This is a genomic window from Streptomyces purpureus, from assembly GCF_014648195.1.
GTDB lineage: Bacteria > Actinomycetota > Actinomycetes > Streptomycetales > Streptomycetaceae > Streptomyces > Streptomyces purpureus.
In genome coordinates this window covers 240,920-255,104 of record NZ_BMQQ01000005.1, presented here as the reverse complement: position 1 = coordinate 255,104, position 14,185 = coordinate 240,920, and the positions used below count along the sequence as shown (strand labels likewise).

Here is a 14,185-nt window from a genome sequence, read left to right as displayed (position 1 = left end):
GGCTCCTGAAGGAGCTCAGGCGGCTGTGTCGGCTTGCCGGTCGTGAAGTGCCCAGGCCCGCCGACGGAGTGGTCCCGCCCTGGGCGTACCGGCAGCCGGATCCCCTGATCTACAGCCAGCAGTATCTCGACGCGCAGGGGCTCGCGTTCACCTGGGACAACCCCGATATCCACGTCGAACTCGCCTCGGCCCCCGGCACCCCGGTCGACGCGCACGCCCTCCAGCCGGACACCGACCACGTCGTCGTCGCCCGTATCTGGAACGGCTCGACCACCGGCCCGGCGCCGGGGCTGCCCGTGCGCGTCAGCTATCTCGCGTTCGGCGTGGGCACCACCCGGCACGACATCGGCATGACGAAGGTCGATCTGCCGGTGAAGGCGGCGAGCGGGTGCCCCGCCTTCGCCTCCGTGCCGTGGCGCACGCCGGCCGCCGCCGGCCACTACTGCCTTCAGGTCGAGCTGCTGTGGGACGACGACGCCGAGCCCGGCAACAACCTGGGGCAGAGCAACACCGATGTGAAGGCGCTCAACTCACCGCATGCCGCCTTCACTTTCCCCCTCCGCAACGACCGGGCCAACCGGGCCGTCGTCACGCTGACCGCCGACGGCTACGCGATCCCGCCCGTCGAGCCGTGCGGGCAGGACCGATCCCCGCTGGACCGGCACCGTCCGGAGCGCTGGCCGGTCCCGAGGGGCTGGCAGGTGGCGGTGGAGCCCTCGCGGACGGAGCTGGCGCCCGGGGAGGAGACCGAGGTCACCGTGGACGTCACGGCGCCGGACGGGTTCGCCGGACGGCAGGCGATCAACGTACGGGCGGGCACCGACAACGGGCTTCTCGGCGGTGTGACGTTGTACGTCGACGGTACGGGGTGAGAGGAGCCCGCCATGGTGGACGTCGGAGCGGTCATCACGCCTCCTGGGCAGTACACGCACTGTGTCGACCGCGAGGACTACACGGGAGGCCCGAAGGATCTGCTCGACGCGGGGCTTCCGGCGATCCTGGAGTTCGGGCTCTGCCAGTACCTGATGGGCGGCAAGCTGGTCTGCCTCGGCGGCGACCGGTGCGCCATCGGCGTCGTGGCCGGGCTCGAAGCCGTCGGGGCCGGCAAGAAGGGCCTGAACGCGATCGACAACGACTTCTCGTTCAACGTGCTCCTCGCGCCGTACCAGGTCCAGGACTTCGCGGTGTACGGGCCGCCGGCTCCCGCGTATCCCCGTGTCGTCGACCCCCGCCCGGTCTACGACGATGCCGTACGCCACGGCCCGTTGGGCTGGCTGATGGCCGACACGCCCAACTCCCCGCCGCTGCCGCCCCCGGTGGACCAGGCCGGATCCGTCATGCAGGATCCGCTGACACAGGGCAGTGCCGCATGGCCGGTGGACGGGTACGGCGTGATGTGGAAGTTCGAGGGAGGAACTCTCGTACCGGACCCCGAGACTCACCCCGAGAAGCTCAACGGCGACAACCTGCACAAGCTGTACGACGATCCCGGGCTGGGAAGCGGGGGCTACCCGCCCGCGGCGGGGGAGTGGCTGCCGCTGCCCGTCATGCACTGCGAGTGTGAGGGATCCAGGATCTTCTTCGTGTGCCAGGCGATGAAGCCCTTCCTGGACCTGCTCCAGCTGAAGCCGCCCGGTGGCGGGCCGAGCCCGGGCGCGGTCTGCCGCGCGGTGGCAAAGCGGCTCCCCTGGCCGGTCAACAAGGTGGTCAAGGCGGTCTGCAGCATCCTTGAGGACATCATCGCCATCCCGATGGCCCTCGCCCTGGCGCCCTGGATCGCGGCGGCGTTCGCCGCGGCGTGGGAGGCGGCGCAGGCCTTCGACGACCTGTTCGTCACCGGCCCGGTCGCCAAGCAGATCCAGGTGGGGGATGTCGTCATCGTCCATGGTCGCTGGGTCTGGGACGCGGGCCACTCCGGCCAGACCGAGCTGCATCCGGTCAAGACGATCCTGAAGCTTCAGACGTCCTCGGGTGAACTGCCGTCGGAGATCCGGCCGCCAGGCCCGTACGACCCGAGGGACCAGCACAGCATCCCGCCCGCCGAACGCGCGGAGATCGAAGCCACCCACGAGCGGTGGTGCCGCCTGGTGAGCCAGGCCCCACCACCACCCGACCCGCGCCACCCGCAGGGGCTGTCCGCCCCGCAGCTGGCCGCTATGGGGCCGGAAGCGCTGACCGTGTGGGGCGCGCAGCACCAGCCGGAGCACTCCTGGACGATCCATCCCCTGATCGACGGCTGCCATGACGAACCCTGACCCCGCGCGCCCTCTCCTGTGCGTAAAGTGCCTGGCCCGCCTCGCCTTCGCGGTGGCGGTGATCTCCACGGCAGTCTCCCGCCGGGGCCGCCGCCTGACACACCAGGACCGCCGGACGAACCGTTGTTGCGGCTGAGGTCTGGCGTGACCCTGCTTTCCATCAGGAGCGCCAGGTCGTCTGCAAAGGTGGACGCGACCAGAGGGCGGTGGTTGCCGCGCCAACGCCGATGACTCCGATGGCCGAGGTGATGGAAATGACCGAGTCGGCCGGGTGCAAAATCCAGGCCCAGGTTTCAGGCGCGCCGCTGGGTGCCCATCCGGTGGCTGCGAGTGCGAGGGGAGTGATGGCCAGGACGGCACCGGCGAGCTGCGGACCGAGGATTGGGTACAACAGGAGCGCGATCCCGATGTAGCCGGCCGAGTTGCGCCCCAGAACAATCGAGAGATCCGACTGCAGAGCGATGTGGCTGGCAGTCGTGATGAGTATGGCCATGGCGGCGGTACAAACGCCCAGGGCGGCATTCCAGGAAGCCATGCTGCGCACGGCAGTGCTCTCGGTCTGGTTGTTGGCACGATCAAAGCCGTAGAGGAGCGTGACAGCGGGCATCAGGGTCATGAGGTGAGCGAGGAGGAAGGTACCGGACTGTCCGGCCAGAACAGGCAAGGGGAGTTCGATGTTGCCAAGGAATAGACCGCAGGCGATCGTTGCCAGGATGGCCGCTGCGATGAGGGGCACGGCGCGGGCTTTGCGCCACCAGATCATCGCTGGGCTCCTGGAACGCCGAGTTGAGGTGGGATGTTGCAGGAGCTCCGCCCCATTTCACTGCCGCGCAGCTTGAAGCCGCTGACGCCCACGAGCCGGTAGGCACAAACACAGCTGGGCGTGGGACCCCACCCCCGGGCCGCCCTCCGGGTGTGAAAAGGCGGACGGGGGACGGGCGGTCAAGGATGGAGCGCAGCGGAATCGGCGAAGCCGACGCGACGAAGGAGCGCCCTTGAGGGGCCGGCTCCGGGAGCCACACTCGGAAAGAGGGCGGACCCACCCGACACCCACGACCCCGGCCCACCCCGACCCCGCGAAGAAACCGAACCCGTACTCCTGACCTTCCGTCAGATTGAAACCTGTTCTAGTCTGCCCAGCCATGGGCATCGGAATCACCGAAGAACACCGGGAGCTCGCCCGGTCAGTCCGTGGCTGGATCGCCCGCGCCGTGCCTCCCGAGGAGGTGCGCAAGCACCTCGACGTGCCCGGGACCGGGAGCGGATCCGGGCGCCCCGGCTACTGGACCGCCGCCGGCGCGCAGGGGCTGCTCGGGGTGCATCTGCCCGAGGCGTGCGGGGGCGGGGGCGGTGGGCTCGGGGAGCTGGTCGTCGTGGTGGAGGAGGCCGCGCGGGGCGTGCTTCCCGGGCCGTACCTGCCGCACGTCCTCGCCGCCGCGCTCCTGCACCGGGCCGGCCGCAGCGAACTGGCCGCCCCTCTCGCCTCCGGCGAGCGGATCGGCGCCGTGGCCCTGGGCTCGGGTTCCCTCACCGCCACCCCGGTCGAGGGCGGCGCGCTGCGGATCGACGGGACCGCGCCGCCCGTTCTCGGGGGCGCGCAGGCCGACGTACTCCTGCTCGCCGCCCGGCAGGAGGGCCACACCCGCTGGCTGGCCGTCGACGCCGGGGCCCTCGCCGTCCGCGCCCACGACAGCGCCGACCCGACCCGGCCCACCGCCGAGGTCACCGCCCTCGGCGCGGTCGTCCCCGCCGACCGGGTCCTGGGCGCCCTGGACTCCGTACACGTACGGGACCTCGCGGCCGTGCTGTTCGCGGCGGACGCCTGCGGGACCGCCGCGCGGGCGCTGGAGACCGCGGCCGAGTACGCCAAGGTGCGGGAGCAGTTCGGCAGCCCGATCGGACGGTTCCAGGGCGTGAAGCACACTTGCGCCGACATGCTCGTACGGCTGGAGCAGGCCCGCGCCCTCACCTGGGACGCGGCCAGAGCGGCCGACCATGCCGACCACGCCGCCAACGCGGACCACGCCGACAGCACCGGCCACGCCGCCAACGCCGACAGTCCCGACGGTGACGTACGCGGCCTGACCGCCGCGCTCGCCGCGTCTGCCGCCCTGGACGCCGCGTACTCCTGCGCCAAGGACTGCATCCAGGTCCTCGGCGGCATCGGCTTCACCTGGGAACACGACGCCCATCTGTATCTGCGCCGCGCCGTCGTCGCCCGGCAGCTCCTCGGTGCGGGCGACTCCCACCGCCTGCGGGCCGTCGCCCTCGCGGCGGCCGGGGCGCGCCGGGAGCTGCGGCTCGACCTGCCGCCGGAGGCCGAGCCGTACCGCGTCGCGGCGCGCGAGGCCGTCGCCGTCGCGGTCGGGCTCGACCCGGCCGCCGCCCGCCGCGCCCTCGCCGCCACCGGCCATGCCGCCCCGCACCTCCCGCCCCCGTACGGCCTGGGCGCCGGGCCGGTCCAGCAGCTCGCCGTACAGCAGGAGCTGGCGGCGGCGGGGGTGGCCGTGGCCGAGCTGGGGATCGCCACCTGGGTCGTGCCGTCCCTGATCGCGTACGGCTCCGACGCGCAGAAGGAGCGTTTCCTGCTGCCGACCCTGCGCGGCGAGTTGCAATGGTGCCAGCTCTTCAGCGAGCCGGGCGCCGGGTCCGACCTGGCGTCGCTGCGGACCCGGGCCGACCGTACGGAGGACGGCTGGCGGATCAACGGGCAGAAGGTGTGGACGAGCGCCGCCCAGTGGGCCGACTACGGCATCCTGCTGGCCCGTACGGACCCGGACGCCCCCAAGCACAAGGGGCTGACGTACTTCCTCGTCGACATGAAGCGCACCCCCGGCATCGAGATCCGGCCACTGAAGGAGATCACCGGGGACGCCCTCTTCAACGAGGTGTACTTCGACGACGCGCCGCTGCCGCCGGACGCGGTGGTGGGGACGGTCGACGACGGCTGGCGCGTCGCCCGTCACACCCTCGGCAGCGAACGGGTCCACATGGCCGACCAGGTCGCCTTCGACACCGGCCTGGAGGCCCTGCTCGCCCGCGTCCCCGAGTTGGACGACACCTACCGGGCCCGGATCGGCGCCCTGGTCGCCGAGGCGCACGCGCTCGGCTGCATCGGGCTGCGCACCACCCTCCAGCAGGTGTCAGGGCTTGAACCCGGCGCGGGCGCCAGCGTCCGCAAGCTCGTCCAGACCGTCCACCAGCAGAGGATCGCCGAGCTGGCACTCGAACTCCTCGGTCCGGCGGGGGCGTTGCGTGAGGGGCCGGGGGAGCGGGCCGTGCACGGCCTGCTCATGTCCCGCTGCCTCACCATCGCCGGAGGCACCACGCAGGTCCAGCTCAATGTCGTCGCCGAGCGCATCCTCGGCCTGCCCCGCGACTGAACCGCGATTGAACCGTGCGCGACTGAACCGCGACCGTGAAGGAGTCTTCGTGAAGAGCTACATCGTCGGAGTTGGTACGACGAAGTTCGAGAAGCCCGAGTCCCGTGACTGGCAGTACTGGGACATGGTGCGGGAGGCGGGCGGCGCCGCGCTCGCAGACGCCGGGATCTCCTACGAGCAGGTCGAGCAGGTCCCGGTGGGCTACTGTTTCCAGGCCTCCACGGCCGGCCAGCGCGCGGCCTACGAACTCGGCCTGACCGGCGTCCCCGTCTACAACGTCAACAACAACTGCGCGACCGGCGCGACCGCGCTCATGATGGCCCGGCAGTTCGTGGAGGGCGGGATCAGCGACTGCGTACTGGCCCTCGGCTTCGAGAAGATGGCGCGCGGCGCTCTGGGGGGAGGATCCGACGGCGGAGACTTCAAGACGTCGCCGGTCGCCCGCCACTACGGCATCATGGCCGCCTCGCACGGCTTCGAGATGACACCGCCCACCGCGCAGATCTTCGGCAACGCGGCCCGCGAGCACATGGCGAAGTACGGTACGACCGAGGCGCAGCTCGCCGCCGTGGGGGCCAAGAACCACCGGCACTCCGCGCACAACCCGCAGGCGCAGTTCCAGGACGTCTACACCGTCGACGAGATCCTCGCCGCCAGGACCGTCCACGCGCCGCTGACCAAGCTGCAGTGTTCGCCGACCTCGGACGGCTCGGCGGCCGCCGTCGTCGTGTCGGAGCGTTTCGTGGAGCGGCACGGCCTCGCGGAGAAGGCCGTGGAGATCGCGGGCCAGGCGATGACGACGGACACGCCCGCCTCTTTCTCGTCGGGGACCTGCGTCGACGCGGTCGGGCAGCCGATGTCCCGGGAGGCGGCCCGGCAGGCGTACGAGCGGGCGGGCCTGGGCATCGAGGACGTCGACGTCGTCGAGCTGCACGACTGCTTCTCCATCAACGAGCTGCTGACGTACGAGGCGCTCGGCATGTGCGAGCCCGGGGAGTCCGGGGAGCTGGTGGAGTCCGGGGCGACGACGTACGGCGGGCGGTGGGTGGTCAACCCGTCCGGCGGGCTGATTTCCAAGGGCCACCCGCTGGGGGCGACCGGACTCGCCCAGGCCGCCGAACTCGTCCGGCAGCTGCGTGCGGAGGCGGGCGCCCGCCAGGTGGAGGGCGCCCGCGTGGGCCTCGCGCACAACATCGGACTCGGCGGGGCGGCCGTGGTCACGCTGTTGCGGAGGCAGGCCTGAGGGTCAGAAGGCGGGGGTGCCGAAGAAGAGGGTGCCGGCCGCCCGTGGATCGTCGGAGAGGAAGAACTCCCGCCAGGAGCGGACGGACTCCTGGCGGCTGATCGTGCCGTCGCCGTCGGTGTCCAGGGCGTGGAAGACGTTCATCGCGTCCGGGGCGGTGATGTCCCAGACCTCGAGCCACCGCTGGTACTCGCCCTTGTCGATCAGTCCGTCGCCGTCGGTGTCGATGATGTCGAAGACGGCGTGCGGCAGGGCCTCGACCAGATTGAACCGGCTGGTGTCGAGCACGGTCGCGCGCAGCGCCGCCGTGTACTCGGCCTTGTTGAGGCGCTCCTTGCCGCCCGCGTGGCGGCGCACCTCCTGCCAGGCCATCGCGTACGCGGCCTTCAGCGCCTGGCCCTCCTGGCCGTCCCGCTCCGTCTTGTACGCGTCCAGGATCCGCTCGACGATCAACTGGTGGTCGGCCCACTCGACATAGCCGTCGGCGTTCACGTCGGTGGCCTCGAAGAGCCGCTCCAGCCGGGTGTCCCTGGAGGTCGTGGTCGTCATCTTTGGGGTCCTCTCATGACCGAACGAGCGGGTGACGTGGCGCGCGCCGCTGAACACTGCCCAGGCCGGGCCCCCCGACACGGCACCCGTTCAGGTCCACCCATGTGGGTGATCTTGGGTGCGGCCCGGGTCGACGGCATCTGCTGCCCCGCCGCTCGTAGCCCTGGCCGATCAGCCCTGCTCCGCCCGCCAGATCTTGATGTCCCCGGCCATGAACGCCAAGTGCGGCAGTGCCGTCGACTTGACCTGGATCACGAGCAGGGCGATGTCCCCGGAAGGGTGCTTGACACAGATGGCGCTGCCCTTCGACGCCCGGGCCAGCGGAACCGTCTGGCCGGCGCCGCGGCCGAGGGCCGTACGGCACGTCGCGTTCCTTGATCGCCACCGGCCGTCCGCCCGGCGTGTGCGACAGACAGACCCGGCCCATACCGCCCGCGCCGAGCCGGGCGGCGAGGCGGTAGCCGCCCACCAGGCGCGGATCGTCCTCCCGTAGCGGCTGGAAAACCGAGGCCGTTTCCCTCATCAATCCCCCCATGATCCCCTGATCCCCTTGAGCAACGCTCAGTTGATCATGAAATCGACCTGGCATGCGAGGAAGGTCGCCGAGCGTGCCACCCGACCCGATCTGACGACACGTCAGGAGCCTTCACAAGTGATGGGGGGTGCGTTATACATAGGGGCCAACCGGCCTAGAACGCGTTCTAGAACGGACGCGGGGGCGGCCGGTCCCGTACGGCCTCGGTGCGGCCGACGGTGCGGACGGCCGCGCCGAGGTCTTCCACTCCTCGACCCTCGTAGGAGCAGCAGCCACATGCCCATCGATGCCGCGAAGGCGATCGCCGCCGAACCCAGGAGCGCGGAGATCACCTGGGACCACAAGGACGTCCAGCTCTACCACCTCGGCCTCGGCGCGGGTGTCCCCGCCACCGACCCCGACGAACTGCGCTACACCCTGGAGTCCAAGCTCCACGTCCTGCCCAGCTTCGCCACCGTCGCCGGCGCCGGCATGGGCTTCGTCGGCGGACTCGGGGCGCCCGGCATCGACGTCGACCTGGCCGCCGTCCTGCACGGCGGCCAGACCATCACCGTGCACCGCCCCCTGCCGGTCGCCGGCCGGGCCACCACCACCTCGCGCGTCGCCGCCGTCTACGACAAGGGCAAGGCCGCGATCCTCGTCCTGCGCGCGGAGGCCGCCGACGCCGACGGCCCGCTGTGGACGAGCGACGCGCAGATCTTCGTACGCGGCGAAGGCGGCTGGGGCGGCGACCGCGGGCCCTCGTCGCGCACCGAACTCCCCGACCGCGCCCCGGACCGCACCGTCGAACGCCCCATCCGCGAGGAGCAGGCGCTGCTCTACCGGCTGTCCGGCGACTGGAACCCGCTCCACGCCGACCCCGAGTTCGCCAAGCTCGCCGGCTTCGAGCGGCCCATCCTGCACGGCCTGTGCTCGTACGGCATGACCCTCAAGGCGGTCGTCGACACCCTCCTCGACGGGGACGTCACCCGGGTCCGCTCGTACAGCACGCGCTTCGCCGGGGTGGTCTTCCCCGGCGAGACCCTGCGGATCCGGATGTGGACCGGGGAGGGCCGCGTCCAGGTGTCGGTGACGGCCGTGGAACGGGACGACGCGCCGGTCCTCGCCGACACCGTCGTCGACCACGCGTGACCGTCGGCCATTCGTGACCGTCGGCCATTTTGATGATCGTCGACCATTCGTGATTGGAGCCGCACCATGCGCGCAGCCGTACTGCACGAGACAGGTCAGGACAAACTCGAGGTCCTCGACGACATCGAGGCGGTGGGCTTCGGCCCCGGCAAGGTCAGAATCCGGGTCCGGGCCACCGGACTGTGCCACTCCGACATCTCCGCGATGAGCGGGGTGCTGCCCCAGCCCGCGCCCTTCGTCCCCGGGCACGAGGGCGCGGGCGAGATCATCGACGTCGGCGACGGCGTCACCGGCCTGAGCCCGGGCGACCGGGTCCTGCTGTGCTGGCTGCCCGCCTGCGGCACCTGCCCCTCCTGCAAGCGCGGCCAGAGCCAGCTGTGCCTGGCCGGCTTCATGAACGCCGGTGTCCCCAACTTCAAACGCCCCGGCGGCGATGTCTTCGGCTTCGCCGGCACCGGTACGTTCGCCGAGGAGGTCGTCGTCGACGCGGGCTGCGCCGTACCGATCCCGGACGACGTGCCCTACGACATAGCCGCCCTCATCGGCTGCGGCGTCACCACAGGACTCGGCGCGGCCATCAACACCGCCAAGGTGGAGGCCGGTTCGTCGGTCGCCGTCATCGGCTGCGGCGGCGTCGGCATCTCCGCCGTCCAGGGCGCCAGGCTCCAGGGCGCGGCGCAGATCGTCGCCGTCGACCCGGTCGAGTCCCGGCGGGAGGCGGCGCTGCGGTTCGGCGCGACGGAGGCGGTCGCCCCTGACGCGCTCGCCGACGCCAAGCAGCGGATCACCGGCGGCGAGGGCTTCGACTACGTCTTCGAGGTCGTCGGCAAATCGGCGACGGCCCGCACGGCCTACGAGACCACCCGGCGCGGCGGCACGCTCTGCGTGGTCGGAGCGGGCGCGCTCGACGACTTCCTCCAGCTCAACATGTTCGAGCTGTTCTTCGACGAGAAGCGGATCCTGCCGTCGATGTACGGCGGCGGGGACGTGCAGCGCAGTTACGAACGGGCCATCGCGCTGTGGCGGGCGGGCCGGATCGACCTCGCCTCGCTGATCACCCACCGGGTGCCGCTGGCCGGCATCAACGAGGCGCTGGACCAGATGCGTACGGGTGCGGCGCTGCGTACGTGCATCGAGATCTGACCCGCACCGCGATCCGACCCGTACGTGTACCGCGATCCGACCCCCATCAGGACTGAGAGGACTCTGCCGGATGTCACTGCCTCTTGAGGGCTTGAGCGCGATCGTCACGGGCGCCGGGCGCGGCCTCGGGCGCGCCGAGGCGCTGGAACTGGCCCGGCTCGGCGCGGCCGTCGTCGTCAACGACTACGGACGGCCCGGCCGGGACGGCTCGGGCGAGGTGTCCGCCGGGCCCGCGGAGCAGGTCGCGGCGGAGATCGTCGCGGCGGGCGGCCGGGCCGTGGCGCACGTCGGCGACGTCTCCGACCCGGACGCCGCCCGCGCGCTGGTGGACCTGGCGGTCACCACGTACGGAAAGCTCGACATCCTGGTCAACAACGCGGGGATCCTGCGCGACCGGATGGTCTTCTCGATGAGCGAGGAGGAGTGGGACTCGGTGATCCGGGTCCACCTCAAGGGCCACTTCAACACCACGCATTACGCCTCCGTGCACTGGCGTGAGCGGTCGAAGGCGGCGGGCGGGCCGGTGTACGGGCGGATCGTCAACACCTCCTCGGAGGCGTTCCTCGCGGGCTCGGCGGGCCAGCCGAACTACGCGGCGGCCAAGGGCGGGATCGTGGGCCTGACGACGTCCACGGCGGCGGCGCTGGCGAAGTACGGGGTCACGGCGAACGCGATCTGTCCCCGGGCCCGTACGAGGATGACGGAGGACGTCTTCGCCGGCTTCGCCGAACCCGCCTCGGGCGAACTGGACCCGCTGGCCCCCGAGCACGTCTCGCCGCTCGTGGGCTATCTGGTCTCGCCCGCGGCGGCGAAGGTGAACGGCCAGGTGCTGGTGGTCCACGGCGGGATGGTGGCGATCGTGGAGCGCCCCCGGGTCGCGGCCAAGTTCGACACGGCGAAGGAGGCTTTCACGTACGAGGAACTGGACGGCGTCCTGACCCCGTACTACGACGCCCGCCCGGCGAACGAGACGTTCGCGGCAACGGAGGTGCTGGGTCTGAAGAAGGGGTGACGGGCCCTTGGGCGGGCGGCGGGGTCGACACGCGAGGGGCGCTCTCAGTGGTGAGCGCGGGCGGCGGGGTCGACATGGGAGGGGCGCTCTCGGTGGTGAGCGCGGGCGGCGGGGTCGACATGGGAGGGGCGCTCTAGGTCGTGTGCGCGGGCGGCGGGGCTGACACGCGATGGGCGGCTCTCGGTCGTTCCCGCGTCAATCGAGGCCCCGCTCCCGACCCGAGCGGCGCGCGGCCTCCGGCCGAGCCTGCCCGCGCGGCCTGCGCCGTCGGCGGCCGCGGGCTTCCCGCGGGCCGTCCCCGGTGGGCACACGCCCCACCCGCCCCCGGCGGGTGGGGCTTTCCGCCCGGCTGCTACTCCGCGTCGTCGCGGCGGTGGCGGCCGTGCGGGCGGGCCGACTGGTCGTCCTGGGACGACGCTCCCCCGCGGTGCTTGCCGGAGCCGACCGGTCGAGTCTGGTCGGTGGTGGCGTCTGACATGCTGGAACTCACCCCGTAGTGATCGCTGTTGTGCAAAGCCGTGAGTCTAACCAGCGGCACTCCGCCGCCCGCTCAGCGGCGCCTGCTGCAACGGCACGGGTCTGCACACGGCGGGTTTCGCCGCCGCCTGTACGCCCTGCGCGCCCTGCGTGGCCACCGCGCCGGGCGCGGCCGGTGCCGCCTCGACCGGCGCCTCCACCGGCGCTTCGAGGCGCGCCAGACCGCACCGCACCGCCGCCGTGACGTACGGCAGGCGCAGGACACCGGACCGGGTCCACAGACCGGCCCCCGCGAGCCATCCGCCGGGCGCCGCGACCTGGTGGAGCCGGCGCGCCGAGGGGCGCCACAGCCCCACCCAGCTGCCCGCCGCCCCGTCGATCCGCAGCGCCACCGCGCAGTTCTCCGGCATCAGCATCTGCCCCGGCTGGATCGCGAACGGCGTCACCGCCGCGTCCGGCAGCCGCAGGCACTCCGGGAAACGCACCGGCCGCGAACTGCCCAGCACCCCCCACCCCAGCCGGTGGTGACCCGGCGACGGGGCGTCCGAGCGGATCAGCAGCAGCCCGCTGTCCGGGTCGGCGAGCAGCAGCCGGTCGTCGCTCTCCTCGGTGATCTGGAGCAGCTCGGTGACCTCGCCGCCCCGCTCCAGGTCGACCGCGACCGACTTCACCGGACCGTCGTCCAGCCGCCGGTCGACGGCGAGCATCCGGCCCGTACGGTCCAGCCACACCCCACCCGTGCAGCGACCCTTCACCTCGGCCACCAGCTCAGGACCGAACGCGCCGCCCGCCACGAGCCAGATCGCCGTGGCGCCCGGGCCGGGCACGAGGGCGTAGGCGCAGGTGCCGTCCGGCGACGGCGGCAGCAGGGTCAGGCCCGTCGACTCGACGGCGCCCAGCGGCAGTTCGCCGGTGCGGGGACCCGTCGGGTACAGCAGCGAGAAGGTGTACCGCTCCTGCACCCGGCGTCCGATCAGCACCCGCCCGTCCGCCATCGGCACCACCCGCGTGTCGGGCTCCTCGGGCTGGCCGAGCGGCAGGGGGACCGCGTACGGCTCCGGGCCGTCCAGCGTCCACCGTTCCGGATAAAGGGCGTCCCCGTTCCCCGCCAGGCGCGCGGCGTACGCGCCGTCCGCAGTGATCGTGAACCCCGTGGGCCGCAGCGTGCCGTCTTCCTCCGCGGCGGCCTCGATGGCACAGGCTGTCATCGGGTCGTCACCTCCGGCCACCGAAGCTAGTTTTCGCACTTCCAGCCGGACAACGCGAGACTTCCCTCTTCACACATAAGGGTGGCCATCGACCGATTCGCGCCCCCGAGAGGGGGCGATTGTGCTGAAGAGGAACGAGGTGCTTAAGGTAAGGCAGCCCTAACCTTCATGTTCCGTTTCCTTGTCAGGAGCGCCCATGTCCCTGCGTCGTCGCGGCGGTGCCGCCGTCGTAGCCCTCGTCGCCGCACTCTCCCTCGCGGCATGCGGAGGTCAAGAGTCCGGTTCCGCTTCCGGTTCCGACCCGGCCAAGGCCGGCGACGGCGGCAAGAAGTCCGTCGCGACCGGCGGCAAGGACTTCGGCGACGCGGCCAAGAAGACCGCGGCCATGGGCACCGACGCCAAGCCGGGACAGTTCCCCCGCACCGTCACCCACGCCCTGGGCAAGACCGAGATCAAGGCCGCGCCCAAGCGGGTCGTCGTCCTCGACGTCGGCGAGCTCGACAACGTCGTCTCCCTCGGCGTCAAGCCCGTCGGCTACGCCCCCAGCGAGGGCGACGACGGCATCCCCGGCTACCTGAAGAAGGACGCCGGCGAGCCCAAGAGCGTCGGCACCATCAACAACCTCAACCTCGAGGCCATCGCCAACCTGGAGCCCGACCTCATCCTCGGCAGCCAACTGCGCGCCGCCGACAAGTACAAGGAACTCTCCAAGATCGCCCCGACGGTCTTCTCCATCCGCCCCGGCTTCACGTGGAAGGAGAACTACCTCCTCAACGCCGCGGCCCTGGACAAGACCGCCGACGCCAAGGCGAAGCTCGCCGCCTACGAGACCAAGGCCAAGAAGCTCGGCACCGACATCGGCCCGAAGAAGCCGACCGTCTCGATGGTCCGCTACCTCCCGGACCGTATCCGCCTCTACGCCAAGGCCTCCTTCATCGGCACCATCCTCGAGGACGCCGGCCTGCCCCGGCCCAAGAACCAGCAGATCAACGAGCTCGCCGCCGAGGTGAGTCCGGAGAAGATCGACGAGGCCGACGCCGACTGGATCTTCACCGGCGTGTACGGCGACCCGAAGGCCACCAAGCGCGACACCGCCCAGGCCAACCCGCTCTGGAAGAACCTGAAGGCCGTCAAGGGCGGCCAGGCCAAGGACGTCCCGGACGAGACCTGGTACCTCGGCCTCGGCGTCACCGCCGCCGACGAGGTCCTCGACGACCTCCGCGGCGACCTCGTCAAGTAGACCCCGTCC

The 14,185-nt window shown here is 71.6% G+C and carries 12 protein-coding genes; 8 read left to right on the top strand and 4 right to left on the bottom strand.

Annotated features, from left to right (window positions below; all coding sequences use genetic code 11):
• The first annotated feature begins 47 nt into the window (after nt 1-47).
• Both IEZ01_RS09830 and IEZ01_RS09825 read left to right on the top strand, forming a co-directional pair.
• Complete coding sequence (locus IEZ01_RS09830) at nt 48-872, top strand: NEW3 domain-containing protein (protein WP_189201111.1); 825 nt, start codon at nt 48-50, stop codon at nt 870-872.
• 12 nt (nt 873-884) lie between these two features.
• Nucleotides 885-2,255, top strand: a complete 1,371-nt coding sequence (locus IEZ01_RS09825) for a hypothetical protein (protein ID WP_189201109.1) — start codon at nt 885-887, stop codon at nt 2,253-2,255.
• Between the two features lie 160 nt (nt 2,256-2,415).
• Here the strand turns inward: IEZ01_RS09825 and IEZ01_RS09820 are convergent, their stop codons facing one another.
• Nucleotides 2,416-3,018 (bottom strand): hypothetical protein, encoded by a 603-nt coding sequence (locus IEZ01_RS09820; RefSeq protein ID WP_019885919.1) that lies wholly within the window; start codon nt 3,016-3,018, stop codon nt 2,416-2,418.
• A gap of 379 nt (nt 3,019-3,397) precedes the next feature.
• On the opposite strand from IEZ01_RS09820, the gene IEZ01_RS09815 reads away from it, so the two are divergent.
• Entirely contained in the window at nt 3,398-5,638 is a 2,241-nt protein-coding gene (locus IEZ01_RS09815) for an acyl-CoA dehydrogenase family protein (protein ID WP_189201107.1), read from the top strand.
• A gap of 49 nt (nt 5,639-5,687) precedes the next feature.
• Complete coding sequence (locus IEZ01_RS09810) at nt 5,688-6,881, top strand: thiolase C-terminal domain-containing protein (protein WP_019885917.1); 1,194 nt, start codon at nt 5,688-5,690, stop codon at nt 6,879-6,881.
• A 3-nt stretch (nt 6,882-6,884) separates the two neighbouring features.
• On the opposite strand, the gene IEZ01_RS09805 is transcribed toward IEZ01_RS09810, so the two are convergent.
• Complete coding sequence (locus IEZ01_RS09805; RefSeq protein ID WP_019885915.1) at nt 6,885-7,430, bottom strand: EF-hand domain-containing protein; 546 nt, start codon at nt 7,428-7,430, stop codon at nt 6,885-6,887.
• Between the two features lie 811 nt (nt 7,431-8,241).
• Between IEZ01_RS09805 and chsH3 the strand changes: the two genes are divergently transcribed.
• The 3 genes from chsH3 (at nt 8,242) to IEZ01_RS09790 (ending at nt 11,251) form a co-directional block, all read left to right on the top strand.
• Nucleotides 8,242-9,096 carry an enoyl-CoA hydratase ChsH3 gene (chsH3, locus tag IEZ01_RS09800; RefSeq protein WP_189201105.1) on the top strand — a complete coding sequence of 285 codons (855 nt, stop codon included), beginning with the start codon at nt 8,242-8,244 and terminating at the stop codon, nt 9,094-9,096.
• 66 nt (nt 9,097-9,162) lie between these two features.
• Nucleotides 9,163-10,239: a Zn-dependent alcohol dehydrogenase gene (locus tag IEZ01_RS09795; protein WP_019885911.1), complete on the top strand. Its 1,077-nt coding sequence runs from the start codon at nt 9,163-9,165 to the stop codon at nt 10,237-10,239.
• A gap of 70 nt (nt 10,240-10,309) precedes the next feature.
• Nucleotides 10,310-11,251 carry a 3-oxoacyl-ACP reductase gene (locus IEZ01_RS09790; RefSeq protein ID WP_189201103.1) on the top strand — a complete coding sequence of 314 codons (942 nt, stop codon included), beginning with the start codon at nt 10,310-10,312 and terminating at the stop codon, nt 11,249-11,251.
• 352 nt (nt 11,252-11,603) lie between these two features.
• On the opposite strand, the gene IEZ01_RS09785 is transcribed toward IEZ01_RS09790, so the two are convergent.
• Both IEZ01_RS09785 and IEZ01_RS09780 read right to left on the bottom strand, forming a co-directional pair.
• Nucleotides 11,604-11,765, bottom strand: coding sequence for a hypothetical protein (locus tag IEZ01_RS09785; protein WP_189201202.1), 162 nt, complete (start codon nt 11,763-11,765; stop codon nt 11,604-11,606).
• 10 nt (nt 11,766-11,775) lie between these two features.
• Nucleotides 11,776-12,936 carry a hypothetical protein gene (locus IEZ01_RS09780; RefSeq protein WP_189201101.1) on the bottom strand — a complete coding sequence of 387 codons (1,161 nt, stop codon included), beginning with the start codon at nt 12,934-12,936 and terminating at the stop codon, nt 11,776-11,778.
• 196 nt (nt 12,937-13,132) lie between these two features.
• Between IEZ01_RS09780 and IEZ01_RS09775 the strand changes: the two genes are divergently transcribed.
• Nucleotides 13,133-14,176 (top strand): ABC transporter substrate-binding protein, encoded by a 1,044-nt coding sequence (locus IEZ01_RS09775; protein ID WP_189201098.1) that lies wholly within the window; start codon nt 13,133-13,135, stop codon nt 14,174-14,176.
• The last annotated feature ends 9 nt before the right edge of the window (nt 14,177-14,185 follow it).